The organism is Acinetobacter sp. IRS14 (assembly GCF_034650275.1).
Classification (GTDB): domain Bacteria; phylum Pseudomonadota; class Gammaproteobacteria; order Pseudomonadales; family Moraxellaceae; genus Acinetobacter; species Acinetobacter oleivorans.
Map to the genome: position 1 here is coordinate 21,215 of NZ_JAOVFN010000008.1, position 15,740 is coordinate 36,954.

The window sequence follows — 15,740 nt, forward strand, 5'->3', positions numbered from 1 at the left end:
AAGTTACGCTGGTTCTGCCGTATGATGATCTTCAAAAACTTCAAGTTTTAAGCCGACAGCTTTGCCATCTTCATTTTTCACTGATACAGCCACATTACCACCATGATCTGCAAGTTCGCCAAACAGAATCATTTCAGCTAGTGGTTTCTTCAAGTGTTCTTGAATGAGGCGTTGCATTGGACGTGCGCCCATCAAGCGGTCATAACCATTTGTTGCCAACCAATCACGAGCACTTTGATCCACATCAAGTACAACTTGTTTGTCATCTAGTTGTGCTTGTAATTCTGTTAAGAATTTATCAACCACAGACTCAATCACAGTTGTTGGTAATGACTTGAATTGGATAACACTATCTAGACGGTTACGGAACTCTGGTGAGAAAGCACGTTTCATTGCTTCTTGGTTATCAGAACTATGATCTTGTTCAGTAAAACCAATACTCGCACGAGAAATGCTTTCTGCTCCAATATTCGTAGTCAGGACAATAATAACGTTTCTAAAGTCTGACTTACGTCCGTTGTTATCCGTTAAAGCACCATGATCCATGATTTGTAGCAACAGATTAAACACATCTGGATGTGCTTTCTCAATTTCATCTAGCAATAAAACACAGTGTGGGTTCTTGTGAATCGCATCAGTTAATAGCCCACCTTGGTCATAACCCACATAACCCGGAGGTGCACCAATCAAACGTGAAACTGCATGACGTTCCATATATTCAGACATATCGAAACGCACAAGCTCAACACCTAACAGCTTCGCAAGTTGCTTAGTCACTTCGGTTTTACCGACACCTGTTGGTCCAGCAAAAACAAAACTACCCACAGGCTTATCTGGTGATTTCAACCCAGCACGAGACAACTTGATCGCTGAGCCTAAAGCGGTAATCGCCTCGTCTTGACCAAACACAACGCGTTTTAAATCACGCTCAAGATTTTCAAGCACTGACTTATCGTCTTTAGAAACAGTTTTAGGCGGAATACGAGCAATCTTAGAAACGATATCTTCGATATTCTCTACCGTAATCAAACTATCATCGCTTTCAGCTTTCAAACGACGCTGAGCACCAGCTTCGTCAATCACATCAATTGCCTTATCTGGCAAGAAACGATCATTAATGAATTTAGCAGAAAGCTCTACAGCTGATACCAATGCCTTATCGTCATATTGTACGTGGTGGAAATCTTCAAATTTAGATTTTAAACCACGCAAAATATCAATTGTTTCAGCAATACTTGGCTCATTGACGTCAATTTTCTGGAAACGACGTGATAACGCATGATCTTTTTCAAAAACCTGACGATATTCTTGGAACGTCGTTGAACCGATACAACGTAAAGTACCATTAGCCAAAGCCGGTTTGATCAAATTCGAAGCATCCATTGTGCTGCCCATACTTGAGCCTGCGCCAATGATCATATGAATTTCATCAATGAATAAAATCGCATTTGGATTTTTCTTCAAAGCATTAAGCAATTGTTTTAAACGTTTTTCAAAGTCACCGCGATATTTGGTCCCAGCAACTAATGCACCAATATCTAAGCTATAGACTTCAGCCTGACTTAAAGGTTTAGGTGCCTTACCATTCACAATTAACCATGCTAAACCTTCAGCAATCGAGGTTTTACCAACGCCCGGATCACCGACAAGCAATGGGTTATTTTTGCGACGGCGGCACAGAATTTGAGCTGTACGTTCAATTTCTTTTTCACGGCCAATAAGTGGATCAGTTTTGCCTTTTTGCGCTTCAACATTTAAGTTCAGCGTATAAAGCTCTAATGGTCCTGCATTGCCCGCGCTAGTTTCACCCTCAATATCTTCAACTTCTTCTTCAACTTGCACTTCATCTTTACGTGTCCCATGAGACAAGTATTGAGTCAATGTTAATCGATTGATTTGATGACGTTTAAGCAAATACACAGCAAAAGAATCACGCTCTGAATACATTGCGACCAAAACATCTGCACCTTCAACAGTACGATCGCCGCCACTTGATTGCACGTGGAAAATAGCACGTTGCAAAATGCGGTCGAAACTTTCTGTTGGATGAGGCGCTTGCTCGCTATTTTCGCCAAGCTTAGGAGTATGTTGTTCTACATATTCTTCTAATTCTTTACGTAAAGAAACTATATCAGCCCCACATGCTTTTAAAGCATTCACGGCCGAATCGTTGTCGAGTAGTGCTAATAATAAATGTTCAACTGTAAGAAACTCATGTCTCTTTTGACGAGCCATGCTAACAGCCAAACGTAATGATACTTCTAATTGACGACTGAGCATGTAACCCCCTTATGCTTTAGGCTCAATCTGGCAAAGTAATGGATGACCTTGCGATCGAGCGTAATTATTAACAAGGTTTGCTTTGGTCTCCGCGATGTCTCTTGGATATACCCCAGCAATACCTTTACCTTCATAGTGTACTGTTAGCATTACTTGAGTTGCTTGGTCAAGATTCATTGCAAAGTATTGTTGTAAAATTTCAATTACAAAGTCCATCGGCGTGTAATCGTCATTCATTAATACGACTGCATACAATGGCGGACGCTTGAGTTCAGGAGGTGCTGTTTGTACAACAACCTCTCCGTCATGATCTTCGTTTTGCGAATCACTTAAGCGTGGATGGAAGTGCCAATCGACATAACCAGACTGCTGAAAAGAAGCCTTAATATCTTTTAAGTTTGTTTGACGCTTATTTGTTCGCATAGGATGTTACTATTGTGAATTTGCTTCAGCTTGAGGAATTTCTGCCACGAAAGCAGAAGATGTTTCGACAGGTTTACCGCGCTGCCAACTAAAACGTTTAATAACTGGTGTATCAGAGCCGCCTGTTAAACGTACCTCAATAAATTGAGGTGTAAAACCTTTAGGCATCGTCCAACGACCTGTTAAGCGCTCGAAGTCAGTAAAATTAAAGCTTTTAGCTTCAAGTGGTACAACTAAAACTTCTGTATCTTTAATGAGTCTTATCTCAATTGATCCTGAAGCACGGCGCTTACTTGGGCTTACCTGTACTAGATCCAACTGATATTCATAAGCATTTTCAGGCAAAGGTTTGATTGCCAAATTTTGAATGGTCAAACTTAAACCACCTCGCTGCCTCAAGATATCTCGGTAGATATTACTCATACCTTCTTGCTGCGTTTTATCAGCGTTGGCCTGATTAAGAGCTTCAAACAGATCATTTGCATTTGTTACAGCAACATCACGCTCTTGTACCGCAGCGTTCAGGCTTTTATTAACCGCATCTAAAGCTGTTTTCTGCTTTTGCACCACTTCAACCAATTGCTCTGCATCTGCATCGTAACCTACAACAGTTAAACCTTGACGGTGTCCAATTGTATAGCCGAGCGCAAGACAACCACTCATTAAAATAGCCGCACCAATAAACAAAGGTTTATTAGTATTTAAAAAATTTTTCTTTTGCAACGAACTTTCTGCTGAAGTCGTCTGTCCAGAGTTTTGCATCGTCATCTCAGTGTTTAAGATCAGAGTCAAGACACACATTTAAATCGAAATTTAAATGTGTGTGAAGCAAAAAAGAGTTTTTTATGGTAATAAACCAATCCCTTGTAAGCCTTCATCTTCATCAAAGCCGAACATAAGGTTCATATTTTGTACAGCTTGACCAGATGCACCCTTCACAAGGTTATCTTGTACCGCAAGAATAATAAGTTTATTCGGCTGCGGCTTATATAAAGCAATACGAAGCTCATTCGCACCGCGCACACTACGTGTTTCAGGCGAACTGTTAGCAGGCATCACATCAACAAATTTTTCATTTGCGTAAAATTGTTCATACAATGCCTGAATATCAGTTTGTTTTCCAGTTTCTGTCAAATCGACATAAATTGTGCTGAGCATACCGCGAATCATTGGAACTAAATGAGGAACAAATAAGAGCCCTTCAAAGCCACCTTTTTGCCCAGAAATATTTTCTAATGCTTCAACAATTTCTGGATGATGACGGTGACCCGCAACGCCATAAGCCTTGAAGTTATCAGCATTTTCACTATAGATCATGCCTAAGCTTGCTTTACGACCAGCACCAGAAACACCTGACTTCGCATCAATAATAATATTTTTTGTTTCAATCAATGCTTGCGCTGATTTCAAAAGTGGCGCCAAACCTAATTGAACGGTAGTCGGGTAGCAACCAGGGTTACCAATAACTTGCGCCTGTTTAATTTTTTCGCGGTTTAATTCAGCCAAACCATATACTGAGTTTTCTAGAACGTCTGGGCAAGCATGCTCCATGCCATACCATTTTTCAAACTGTTCAAGATTTTGCAAACGAAAATCAGCAGCCAAATCAATAACTTTAGTACCAGCCGCAATCAATTCTTTTGCATGCTGCATCGCAACACCATGAGGTGTAGCAAAAAATACAACATCACATTTTTTTAAATCATCAACATTTAAATCAGAAAATTGAAGATCAGTATGTCCACGTAAATTAGGGAACATATCTGCAACTGGTTTGCCCGCTTCTGTACGCGAAGTAAGAACTCGAACCTGCGCTTTAGGATGTCGTAATAAAATACGTAATAGTTCAACGCCTGTATAACCCGTTCCACCAACAATTCCGACAGAAATCACGTGCATTACCTCAATTTTTGAATCTATACTTGTGTTGTAGTATGACAGGATGTCCAAGCTTACAAAACCATTTCATGCTTGGTAATTTTAATTTTTTTAATTTTAGCGACAATTAGACAGCACTTATTCAACTGTCAGAACTAAACAAATATCAGCAAATAAATATCAGATTTAATTTTGGAGAGCTAGGATGCTTCATCAATCAAAAGAAACAAAATTACGCACTTACCTTGGTTTAAGCACATTAATTTTAAGTGCTGCACTTGTAGGTTGCGGAGGTGGCGGCAGCAGTAGTGGTAATTCTCCGAGTACTCCAACACCTGTTGATCCTACTCCTGAAGCAACAACGGATGTTACTGTTAAATCCCCTGTAGAAATTCGTAATATCCAATTCAAAGTATATGACAACACCACCAATTCTGTTTTAGTAGATACTTCAATTGCGAGTTTAAACAGCTTTAATGTCAAAATTCCTACTGCTAAGTTAAATCACTTATATCTTGTAGAAATTACGACTCAAAATTCATCTCAAGTATTTGATCCGATTACTTCAACATACCAAAATTTCTCTGGCGTTTATCATTCGTTTATTACACCAAACAGTGTAAGTAACAGAACCCTATTCATCAGCCCAAGCAGTGAAGCGATTTACCAACGAGCTGCTATACGCTCAGGACAACTTCCTCAAGATACGATTGACCCAACCCGCATTGAGCAATTGCATGTGGATTTAGCTTCTCAAGATGTTTATAGATCGCTTCTTAACGCGTTCAAAGATGCTGACATCCCAATTTTAAGTCCAGCCAACTCCCTCGTCACTGCTTTAACCTCATTACAGTACTCAACCAGAAAACCTACTACATATGTGGATAGTTATCTTAGCTTTGGCTACTTACAATATTGGTCAACAATTCACAGCGGACCAACTACATATCAAGAGTTGATTAAAAGTTTGGCAACCGATTTAAAAGATGGCTTCTTAGATGGGAAAAAACTTCAAGGTGATCAAACAACATTTACCCCTATTTTCAATTCTGCTCCAGATAATATTGATCCAGTCAAAAATACACTGTTAGATATCGCAGCCAATCAAAAAGCTATACGCGATAATTTTGCAGCCAATTTAAAAGCCGCTACTTTAAAATTGGCAAATAGCCAGAGTTTAGATCAGACGAGTTATAATCTACTGGATAAAAAACAATATTCAGGGATCGTGCCTATCGGGAATACGGCTGACTTTTTCCGCATAGATGGTGCTGGTGATTATCGTCGTGCTGTAGGTTTTAGCGGCATTACAGCCACCTGCAACGGTTCTGTATATCCTTGCAAACAAGGCTTGACCAGCATTAATCTTTCCGACCCAAAACTACCTGCTACAGATTATTTAGTGGGTCATTACGAAGACACCGCAACAGGTTGCCAGCTTAATTTTCGTGCGAATGGTCAAATCGACCTTATTAAAGGATCACAGACTTATCGCTCTGCGTTAAGTGCGGATAGTACAGATAATTTATTGCAAACAGATGCTGCAAGCTCAAGTTATTTACTCAACTCAAGTTCCGCCGAACCAAATAACTCAACGCAGCAATACAACTTTATACAATTATCAATTAAAGCAAATAAAATCGTGAGTGCTAAAGCAGGTTTAGACAGCCGAAAAGCACCAGATAACTTACAAACACCACAACTAGAATGTCATTTTAGTTAATCCGAAATATGCCACCATGCAGGCAACGGATTTGATTTAAGTTGTCTGCGGTGTTTTTGAAAATATGGATCGTATTTTTCAACTTCAGCCCAAAAAGCTGGGCTATGGTCAAAATGTTTAGTATGAGCTAATTCATGAATAGCCACATAACGAGCAATCTCGTGTGGCATCAATACTAATCCTGCATGTAGCATAATATTATGCTGACTACTACAACTTCCCCAACGAGTTTTCGGACGGCGAATTGTACATTCTCTATAAGCCAAATGAGTGTGTTCACTTAACTCTTTTAAAAGTTTTGGCAATTCTTGTTTTGCAAAGGCAATCACTGCACTTTGTAATGCCAAATATGGCTGCGTGTCTTTAAGAAATAAACAACTTCTTTCCCAATCGAATTGAAAAACTCGATGCTGCTTTTGAACAATGACCTGAAACGGTTGGTCTTTATTAAAAAAATAAATCTCGGAAGGAATTTCAATCGATGCCGATTGAACATTTTGTTGCTTATTCCACGTCTCAGTCAACCATTGTTCAGATTGAGCCAAAAACTGCTGAATTTGTTTTTTACTACAAAATAAAGGAACCGTGAGACGGATTGAAGTAGGCTCAACACGTAAGCGCAATTTTCTTGCTCTTACGTGTCGAACGATTTTAATTTCTGGCATTTCCACAGACATTACTGTGCAGTACGCTCTTCAATACCATTATTTGTTGCAACAATTGCAATTGTTGCTGGGTTTAAAGCGAAAATACCATTAGTCACAACACCCGGAATATTGTTAATGGTTTTTTCTAAATCAAGTGCATTTAAAATATTAAGATTAAATACATCTAAAATCACATTCCCGTTATCTGTTACTACACCTTCACGATAAACTGGGTCACCACCTAAACTCACCAACTTACGCGCCACAGCAGAACGAGCCATTGGAATAACTTCTACTGGAAGTGGAAAATCACGTCCGAGTTGATCAACCCATTTTGAATCATCAACAATACAAACAAATTTCTTAGCAATTGAAGCTACAATTTTTTCACGTGTTAATGCAGCACCGCCACCTTTAATCATATGCATATGACGGTCAATTTCATCTGCACCATCAACATAGGCATCTAAACCACCCACATGGTTCATATCTACAACTTCAATGCCTAATTTTTTAAGACGATCAGCAGTTGCTTGAGAACTTGCCACAGCTGCTTCTAATTGTAATTCAGGCAATAAATCAATTAGAAAATTTACGGTACTTCCAGTCCCAACCCCCAAAATGCCGCCTTTGGGCAAGTGTTTTAAAGCAGCTTTCGCAGCAGCTTGTTTCTTTTCATCTTGGGTTGCATATAGACTCATGACATCACTCAACTATTTTTTGACATTTATGCACCAATAATCGGCGCAAATGCACAAGGGTTTGCTACAATAATTTCCTATTTTAAACTGTTATAGGGAAGATGAACATGCTGTCTCGTGTGGTACGACAAATTTTACAAGCAACGGTTTATGATGTTGCAATTGAAACGCCTCTCGAAGCAGCTCCACGAATTAGTCAAAAATTAAATAATACAATTCGTTTTAAGCGCGAAGATTTACAGCCTGTTTTTTCTTTTAAATTACGTGGTGCCTATAACCGTATTAGCCAGTTACCTAAAGAACAACTCGAACGTGGGGTAATTTGTGCCTCTGCTGGCAACCATGCTCAAGGTGTAGCATTGTCTGGTCAACGCTTAGGAATTCCAGCAATTATTGTTATGCCAAGTACAACTCCTGACATTAAAGTTCAAGCCGTTAAACGCTTGGGTGGTCAAGTTGTATTACATGGTGATAGTTTTGATGTAGCAAATAAATATGCACAACAACGTGCCGAAGTTGAAGGCCTTGTATTCATTCCACCCTACGACGATGAACTTGTTATTGCTGGTCAAGGCACAATTGCAAATGAAATCTTACGTCAATGGCGTGATGTAGAATATGTGTTTGTTGCTGTTGGTGGCGGTGGCCTAATTTCAGGCGTAGCAGCTTACCTTGGTGAAGTTGCACCCCATGTTAAAATTATTGGCGTTGAATATGAAGAGTCTGCATGTTTAAAAGCAGCCTTAGAAGCCAATGAGCGCGTAATCTTGCCACATGTAGGATTGTTTGCAGATGGTACAGCTGTTGCACAAATTGGCGCTTTACCATTTGATATTATTCGTCTGCGCAAATCTGATAACTCAGGCCCAATTGTTGATCCAGATATTGTGACGGTAAATACAGATGAAATCTGTGCTGCCATTAAAGATACATTTGACGAAAACCGCAGCATTGTTGAACCATCTGGTGCAATGGCTCTTGCTGGGATCAAGAAATACATTACTGAACATAAAATCAGCAATAAAAATATGGTATCGATTGTATGCGGTGCCAATATGAACTTTGACCGCCTACGTTATATTGCTGAACGTACTGAGTTAGGTGAGCAACGCGAAGCGATCTATGCTGTGACCTTATCTGAAGAAAAAGGCGCATTCCTAGGCTTCTGCCGTGCTTTACAAGGTCGTAATATTACCGAGTTTAACTACCGAGCAAACAATACAGATGAAGCGCAAGTATTTGTCGGTATTAGCTTAAAAGGTGGTGATGCAGAGCGTCATGAAATTTTAGAGCAATTAAAGCAACAAAATTATGTAGTAGATGACCTCTCTGATGATGAGGTTGCCAAACTGCATATTCGTTATTTAATTGGTGGTCATGCAAATATAGATGATGAAAGATTATTCCGTGTTGAGTTCCCAGAACGTCCGGGCGCCCTCTTAACCTTCTTAACTCGTTTAGGCCCAACCCATAATATTACGTTGTTCCATTACCGCAATCATGGCGCAGCAGAAGGACGTGTTTTAGTCGGTTTACAAGCAACCGATGCGAAACAGAACCCTGATGGTCTAATTGAAACTCTTGAGCAGATTAGTTATCCGTATGCAGAAATTACGAATAATGTTGGCTACAAACGTTTCTTGAAATAATTTTCAATTTTGATGAATAAGCCGACAAATTTGTCGGCTTATTCATATAATTCTTTTAATATTCCCATCATATTTACATTGCCTCTCTTTATCTCAAAGAAAATATCCTTAAAAATAAACGTCTAATCAGGAAACAAGGATCAATATGGCACAGTTTGCAGTCATTGGCTTAGGAAGTTTTGGAGCAACTGTTGCTCAAGAACTCACAAAATTAAATCATGATGTTATTGGCATTGATACGGTAAAAAAGAATGTTGAAAATCTTGCCGACATTTTAACTCATGCCGTCATTGCCGATGCGACTGACGAACACGTACTTGATGAACTTAACATTCAAAATTGTGATGCAGTTGTAGTCGCAATTGGTGAAGATATTGAAGCAAGTATCTTATGTGTACTCAATTTAAAAAATTTAGGTATAGATAAGATTTGGGTAAAGGCAAAAACCAAAGCACATCACACCATTTTGTCGCACCTCAATATCAATAAAATTATTCATCCAGAAGAAGATATGGGGGTACGAGTTGCCCAAGCACTGAACTATCCAATGGTTAGTCGCTATATGTCTTTAGAAGACGATCACTACATTATAAAAATTGAAATTCCTGACAAGCTTAATGGCATTAACTTATATGGGATTATGCAGCAAGCACCACAGGTTAAAACATTGCTCGTAAAAAGACAGCAGCAAATTTTATTTGAGACCGAAGAAAATTTCACCTTGCAAACACATGACATTCTTATTTTAGAAGGTCATTTACCGCAGTTAAAGAAACTTTCTCATTGCTTCACATAAGAGGCGAAATCTAGAATATGTCTATATATCCCAAGCCTAATAAAACATTAAATTTAAGCCCGCCTTCACTCTTGGCACTGGGTTTTTTGGGCTTTATTATTTTTGGCACTTTATTATTAAAACTGCCATTTGCCAATACAGGTCATGTGAGCTGGATGGATGCACTCTTTACAGCCACCTCAGCGGTCACAATTACTGGTTTATCTGTTTTAAATATTCATGAGTCTTTCACCCTGTTCGGACAGACCATTATTCTATTGCTGATTCAATCGGGTGGTTTGGGTTTCATGACTTTTGCCATATTGGCTGCATTAAGTTTGTCACCCAAAGTTGGCCTTAAACAGCAAATGATGGCACAAGATAGTTTAGGTCAAACCAGCCTATCAAAAGTTACGTTTGTTGCTAAAGGAGTTGTTACTTACACTCTTATTTTTGAGCTTATTGGTACAATTATTCTCACTACTGCTTTTACACCGACTTACGGCTTTGCACGTGGATTGTACTATGCAGTTTTTTACAGCATTTCGTCATTCAACAATGCTGGTTTTTCATTATTTTCTAACAGCTTAATCAGTTTTCAAAGCAATTATATGATTTGTATAACTGTTAGCATACTTTACACCTTGGGTGGCCTTGGCTTTTTAGTTCTCATGGACATTAAGCAAAATAAAAAATGGAAAAAACTCACCCCGAATAGCAAGCTGATTCTTACAACTATTACAGTGATTAACCTGATTGCCTTTATTTTAATTTGGGCTTTAGAAGCTCAAAATCCTCATACCCTAGGAATGCTCAGTGTAGGTGATCAAGCATTAAATGCTTGGTTTCAAGCCACTGTTCCGCGCTCGTCAGGGTTTAATACTATTGATACAGGCGCAATGACCAACAGCAGCTCGTTACTCATGATGTTGCTTATGTTTATTGGTGGTGGTTCGCTTAGTACAGCGGGTGGAATTAAAGTTGGGACCTTTGTCATTTTAGTGCTCAGTGTAATTTCTTTTTTACGTCGCACAGATGAAATCCGAATATTTAATCATTCAGTCGCACACGAAACGACGTATAAAGCATTAGCTGTAACTGCAATTACAAGCATACTCATTTTCATGGGATTCTTTATTATTTTGCTTTTAGAGCCTAAAGCAGACTTTATGAACTTGCTTTTTGAGGTTGTTTCCGCAGCTTGTACAGTGGGGCTTTCTCGTGGAATCACGCCAGAGCTGCATAATGGTAGTTTATTCATTTTAAGCCTGCTCATGTTTGCTGGGCGACTCGGTCCATTAACACTGGCTTATTTAATTGCTACACCGAAAAAAAGTCGGCTCAAGCATCCCCAAGCCAACATTCAAATTGGATAATAAAAAAGCCGCTTTTAAAGCGGCTTTTTTACAAGTAAAAACTTAGTACCAGTTCATGAGTGAAACACCCAAGCCCGCGTAGGTTGCTCGGTGGTTATAGTCAATTAAGCTTTCACCGTAACCATTAAACAACTGGAAGTGTCCACGCAGTTTGCCACTGATTGGAAAAGCCCAATCAAATTGAACTGCGCCATGAGAATCATCACCGCCCTTCAATGAATGACGCAGCATTAAAGAGAAATCATTCTGCTTCCACTTATAAAATGCTGTTAAATCACCACGTCCAACGTAATCTTCAATATCCGGGTTATTATCATCTTTGCTGTCTTCTTCCAGACGAATCCATGGACGAAGCATTACAGCAAAGTTACCGCGCTCTAATCCAACGTTAAAAATCACACGGTTCCAGCTACGAGATAATGGATCTGAACGACCATTTGATTGGTGGTTTAAAGTAACCCCAAGCAGACGACCATCTAAACCAAGCAATTCATAGTTTGTTCTAAACATTAAACTTGCTTCAGGCTCATAATTCGTTTCACGGAAAGGACGAGACTCTTCAGCATTAAATGTCTGCCAACGTGAAGATTGGGTATAACCTACCCACAAATCACCATTATTGCCAAAAATATTTTCCCAAGCTTTGGTCTTTAAAGAAATCTGAAATTTACTTTCTGTTGATTTCAGATTTTGGGCTGTATGTTCTACATTGTTTGGATTTGGGCTAGTAGGTAATTCATTTTTATCACTGGTCCAGAATACAGGTAGTAAATAGACAGGCTGATAAGCACGAATATTCCAAACCCCTAATTTACTCTCTTCAGATAGCTCCCAACGTTGATCGAGCAAAGAGGTAGTAGGTTGAAGTTTTGGGGCTTTGCCAATTATTTTGATATTACTCACTGTATCTACCACCTTCTCTTTAAAAGTTTCAGGTGGAACAGCAGGTGCATCAATTTTTTGAACAGGCTCTGGTACAGCCGCCGCTTGAACAACTGGTAAAGCTGATGGCTTAAATACAGAGTCATAACAAGCCAGACGATCGGCATTCGAAGCAAGAGCAACACATGCATCTACTGTCGCGGGGGTTACAGGTGCCAAGGTGTCAGCATATGTCACAGACGCACACAAACAGCTAAGCACAATTCCCATGCTTAGCTGTAAAGATGTGCGTTCAAATTGTCTGAACGCCATGTTCATCTCCAATTTTTATTTTAATTAACTTGTTGAATGGTAAAACCTAACTGCTGCAATTCATCACGTTTGGCAAATGGTGCAACTACAGCTTTTACAGGAGTTTGCTCAACCAAATATTGAAGAGCAACACGTTGTAAATCATCTAAAGTTACATGCAACAATCTCTCACGCAAGAGACGGCGGAAAGCTGGTGTTCTTGCATGCAATAATGCATAACATGCAGTAATCGCCTCACCCGCTGGTGAACCTGGCTTATCCATACTTGCAACTAACCCAAGAATCGCTTCTTCAAGCTGATGAGGCTGTTGTTCCGTATTTAATAACCATTGCACACTTGCTTCAAAGTCTTTAAAAGTTTCTGCTAAACGTGGGTCACGGTAACTATAGAAACGGAATGAACATGCATTCCCATCATAACTTGCTCCACCACCGTACGCACCGCCTTTCTCACGAATGGCACTGTGTAAGAACCCATTACGTAAATAAGCTGCCAATACCATTAACGGAGCTGCATCTGGATGCGACACGTCCACCGCCTGATAAGCTGAAGCACAGAACTGAACATTTGCCTGAATTAACCATGCTTCATGATTATTGTCATTTGCCTGTTCTACGTGAGTTAATTCTGTTGCAGTTACATCAACGTTTAGTTTATCCCAAACATTTTGGATTTCTTCAACCAAACGTTCAGACTGATGTTCTTCACATACAAGCAAGAACTGTTTAGGTGCTTGCAATAATTTACGATGAATACGCTTTAATTCTGCAATCAGATCATCATATGCAGCAGAGTCTTGAGTAATCTTAGTAACAAGCTCGCCTAACCAGTTTAATGCACCTAAACCAGTGTTTTGATAGTCGCGTTGAGCCAATGCACTCATATTACGTGACGCGATTTGCATTGCGTAGCTATGGCCTGCTCCAGATAAGCGAGATTGCCAACGTGTTTTACGTTGTTGCAATAACTCAATAATTCGCTCTTTCTCATCAAATCGAAGCTGTTCAAATGCTAATTTTAATAAATGAATTGCATCAAACTTCTGAGTCAACGATTTAGTCGTTAACGTTAGCCACGCACTAATTTTATCTTTGTCATCAACTTTACTACGTAATGAAGCGCCCATTCCTAAACCACCACTTACAGCTGTTTGTAAGTTTTGTAGTTCAAGATAGTCATATTCACCTGCACCTACTTCCCCCATTAAGATAGAAAGCAAATTGAAGTAAGGTGACTTCACAATATCATCAGGAATCTGAATGAGTACTTGTTGATAGTAAATACCGTTCGTACCAGCATGGTACAAATTCAACGGCGTATCCATACGATTACAAAGAATTTCGCGTAACTGCCCCTGCACAATATGCAAGTCAGCAGGTACATCTTCCAAACCTACTTTTGGTAATAGTTCAAGGTTGTCTGGAGTATCCTGACGTTCCTCTAGCGCCTTGGTATTAGCGATAATTTCAGCCTTATCAGTATCTGTTAACTTTTCACCAATAGCAGCTAAACGTGCTTTTTCTGCTTCTTGCTCTTTTACAGACTTAGTTGGGTCTGGAACTAGAGTCATTTGCACACGATGTGGGTTGTCGAGCAAATGTGTTTGAATCAGATTTGATAACCACATTGGGTCTTTCAATTCTTCTTTAACTTGTGCAATTGCGCTGTCAACATCCCAAATTTGAATTGGGTCATTATGGTGAATCGCACCACTTAAGCCATTTAAAATTAAACTTAAGCCATAAGGTGTACCGTCACCATTAATTTCACGCTGATGCAACTCAATCTGATGCAAGATTGCATCGACTAAATTACTATCAATTGGTTTTGCAGCAACATCACGCAGAATATTTAAAACACCCTCTCTAAAGCTTTGTGCATGTTCAGGATTTGAACCTTGAACACCGCAGTAGAAAGTCATTTCAAAATTGCTATCGTCTACGCCCATTAATGGACCTGTTGATTGAGCATAACCACAAGTTTCTAGGTAATGACGCAATGGTGAAGCTGAATTTTCTAACAAAATTCCTTCAACCAAACGCATTCCCAAACGCAATTTCACATCATTTGCTTCTGGTAACAACCAAGATAGAACATGATAAGTTTTATCTTTTAAATCATCACTATCAACACCATAGTTTTCTGTTACTTCAATTGGCGCTGCTAAACGTTTTTCGGGCTTAGAATAAAGAGTTGTTCCAGCAGAAAACTTATGTAGAGCTAGTTTTTCAAATTGCTCTTGCAGCTCATATGCTGTTTGATTACCAAAGGTCATGAATACAGCATTACTTGGATGGTAATGTACTTTATAAAAATCGACTAATTGCTCATACGTTAAATCAGGAATATCTTTCGGGTCACCGCCTGAGTTGTAATGATAGGTCGTTTCAGGAAATAAATGATGAGCCAACTGATGATAAAGTTGGTCAGACGGTGCACTCATCGCACCTTTCATTTCATTAAAAACAACACCCTTATAAACAGGTTGCCCATTTTCTAGTTCAATACGAATACCTTCTTGAGCAAAATCAAGCGGATTCAAATTAGCAGCAAATGCCGCATCAAGATAAACAGAGAGTAAGTTTTGGAAATCTTTTTTGTTTTGAGTAGCAAATGGATACGCAGTCCAATCTGCTGCTGTAAATGCGTTCATGAACGTATTTAAAGAACGGCGAATCATTAAAAAGAACGGATCACGTACCGGAAACTTTTCAGATCCACACAAAGCGGTATGTTCTAAAATATGTGCCGTGCCTTTAGAGTCCATAGGCTGGGTTCTAAAAGCAACAAGAAATACATTTTCATCATAGTCAGTTGCCAAGTGATAATGCACCGCACCTGTGACTTTATGCTTATATTCAGACACTAAAATATCTAATGCTTCTACATGGTGCTGACGTAGCAACTGAAACGCAGGGTGAACAGTTTGAGAAATGGTTTCAGTGACATCTACAGTCATGTGATCTCCTAACATATCGGATAAGTGAATAAGTCTCATTATAGCCTGAGTCAGCTTGAGATTGGCGAACAAAAGCCAAGTAAAATACTATGTTTTTGTTGAGTATTAGTTTTCATTGGCAAGGCTTTGATATC

The 15,740-nt window shown here is 39.3% G+C and carries 12 protein-coding genes; 4 read left to right on the plus strand and 8 right to left on the minus strand.

Features of this window, described 5'->3' with window-relative positions; all coding sequences use genetic code 11:
• Window positions 1-3: 3 nt before the first annotated feature.
• The 4 genes from clpA to argC all read right to left on the minus strand — a co-directional run bounded on the left by clpA (window position 4) and on the right by argC (window position 4,602).
• Entirely contained in the window at window positions 4-2,280 is a 2,277-nt protein-coding gene (gene clpA, locus ODQ17_RS09585) for an ATP-dependent Clp protease ATP-binding subunit ClpA (protein ID WP_005306114.1), read from the minus strand.
• Window positions 2,281-2,289: 9 nt separating this feature from the next.
• Window positions 2,290-2,703: an ATP-dependent Clp protease adapter ClpS gene (clpS, locus tag ODQ17_RS09590; protein WP_002121129.1), complete on the minus strand. Its 414-nt coding sequence runs from the start codon at window positions 2,701-2,703 to the stop codon at window positions 2,290-2,292.
• Window positions 2,704-2,712: 9 nt separating this feature from the next.
• A complete protein-coding gene (locus ODQ17_RS09595; protein WP_080645537.1) occupies window positions 2,713-3,471 on the minus strand; it encodes a DUF6776 family protein in 759 nt (252 codons plus the stop codon).
• 75 nt (window positions 3,472-3,546) lie between these two features.
• Window positions 3,547-4,602 (minus strand): N-acetyl-gamma-glutamyl-phosphate reductase, encoded by a 1,056-nt coding sequence (gene argC, locus ODQ17_RS09600; RefSeq protein WP_322903198.1) that lies wholly within the window; start codon window positions 4,600-4,602, stop codon window positions 3,547-3,549.
• A 184-nt stretch (window positions 4,603-4,786) separates the two neighbouring features.
• Here argC and ODQ17_RS09605 point away from each other — a divergent pair, with 184 nt between their 5' ends.
• Window positions 4,787-6,304: a hypothetical protein gene (locus tag ODQ17_RS09605; RefSeq protein ID WP_322903201.1), complete on the plus strand. Its 1,518-nt coding sequence runs from the start codon at window positions 4,787-4,789 to the stop codon at window positions 6,302-6,304.
• Here the strand turns inward: ODQ17_RS09605 and ODQ17_RS09610 are convergent.
• Together ODQ17_RS09610 and rpiA are read right to left on the minus strand one after the other, a co-directional pair.
• The gene (locus ODQ17_RS09610; RefSeq protein ID WP_322903203.1) at window positions 6,301-6,981 is read right to left on the minus strand and encodes a YgjP family zinc-dependent metalloprotease; all 681 of its coding nucleotides are present in this window, start codon (window positions 6,979-6,981) and stop codon (window positions 6,301-6,303) included. The genes ODQ17_RS09605 and ODQ17_RS09610 overlap by 4 nt on opposite strands.
• Entirely contained in the window at window positions 6,981-7,652 is a 672-nt protein-coding gene (gene rpiA, locus ODQ17_RS09615) for a ribose-5-phosphate isomerase RpiA (RefSeq protein ID WP_049836852.1), read from the minus strand. The genes ODQ17_RS09610 and rpiA overlap by 1 nt, the downstream gene beginning before the upstream one ends.
• A 101-nt stretch (window positions 7,653-7,753) precedes the next feature.
• On the opposite strand from rpiA, the gene ilvA reads away from it, so the two are divergent.
• The 3 genes from ilvA (at window position 7,754) to ODQ17_RS09630 (ending at window position 11,452) form a co-directional block, all read left to right on the plus strand.
• Window positions 7,754-9,301, plus strand: a complete 1,548-nt coding sequence (ilvA, locus tag ODQ17_RS09620) for a threonine ammonia-lyase, biosynthetic (protein ID WP_171056849.1) — start codon at window positions 7,754-7,756, stop codon at window positions 9,299-9,301.
• 145 nt (window positions 9,302-9,446) lie between these two features.
• Window positions 9,447-10,097: a potassium channel family protein gene (locus ODQ17_RS09625; protein ID WP_322903206.1), complete on the plus strand. Its 651-nt coding sequence runs from the start codon at window positions 9,447-9,449 to the stop codon at window positions 10,095-10,097.
• 17 nt (window positions 10,098-10,114) lie between these two features.
• On the plus strand, window positions 10,115-11,452 hold the full coding sequence (locus ODQ17_RS09630) for a TrkH family potassium uptake protein (RefSeq protein WP_005306138.1): 1,338 nt from the start codon (window positions 10,115-10,117) through the stop codon (window positions 11,450-11,452).
• Window positions 11,453-11,494: 42 nt separating this feature from the next.
• Here the strand turns inward: ODQ17_RS09630 and ODQ17_RS09635 are convergent, their stop codons facing one another.
• Window positions 11,495-12,646, minus strand: coding sequence for a phospholipase A (locus tag ODQ17_RS09635; RefSeq protein ID WP_322903208.1), 1,152 nt, complete (start codon window positions 12,644-12,646; stop codon window positions 11,495-11,497).
• Window positions 12,647-12,666: 20 nt separating this feature from the next.
• Window positions 12,667-15,606, minus strand: coding sequence for an insulinase family protein (locus tag ODQ17_RS09640; RefSeq protein WP_322903210.1), 2,940 nt, complete (start codon window positions 15,604-15,606; stop codon window positions 12,667-12,669).
• Window positions 15,607-15,740 lie beyond the last annotated feature (134 nt).

Excerpts from the sequence above, each read along its gene's own strand:
- clpA (WP_005306114.1), bottom strand. The coding sequence starts at position 2,280 with ATGCTCAGTCGTCAATTAGAAGTATCATTACGTTTGGCTGTTAGCATG.
- clpS (WP_002121129.1), bottom strand. The coding sequence starts at position 2,703 with ATGCGAACAAATAAGCGTCAAACAAACTTAAAAGATATTAAGGCTTCT.
- ODQ17_RS09595 (WP_080645537.1), bottom strand. The coding sequence starts at position 3,471 with ATGACGATGCAAAACTCTGGACAGACGACTTCAGCAGAAAGTTCGTTG.
- argC (WP_322903198.1), bottom strand. The coding sequence starts at position 4,602 with ATGCACGTGATTTCTGTCGGAATTGTTGGTGGAACGGGTTATACAGGC.
- ODQ17_RS09605 (WP_322903201.1), top strand. The coding sequence starts at position 4,787 with ATGCTTCATCAATCAAAAGAAACAAAATTACGCACTTACCTTGGTTTA.
- ODQ17_RS09610 (WP_322903203.1), bottom strand. The coding sequence starts at position 6,981 with ATGTCTGTGGAAATGCCAGAAATTAAAATCGTTCGACACGTAAGAGCA.
- rpiA (WP_049836852.1), bottom strand. The coding sequence starts at position 7,652 with ATGAGTCTATATGCAACCCAAGATGAAAAGAAACAAGCTGCTGCGAAA.
- ilvA (WP_171056849.1), top strand. The coding sequence starts at position 7,754 with ATGAACATGCTGTCTCGTGTGGTACGACAAATTTTACAAGCAACGGTT.
- ODQ17_RS09625 (WP_322903206.1), top strand. The coding sequence starts at position 9,447 with ATGGCACAGTTTGCAGTCATTGGCTTAGGAAGTTTTGGAGCAACTGTT.
- ODQ17_RS09630 (WP_005306138.1), top strand. The coding sequence starts at position 10,115 with ATGTCTATATATCCCAAGCCTAATAAAACATTAAATTTAAGCCCGCCT.
- ODQ17_RS09635 (WP_322903208.1), bottom strand. The coding sequence starts at position 12,646 with ATGGCGTTCAGACAATTTGAACGCACATCTTTACAGCTAAGCATGGGA.
- ODQ17_RS09640 (WP_322903210.1), bottom strand. The coding sequence starts at position 15,606 with ATGACTGTAGATGTCACTGAAACCATTTCTCAAACTGTTCACCCTGCG.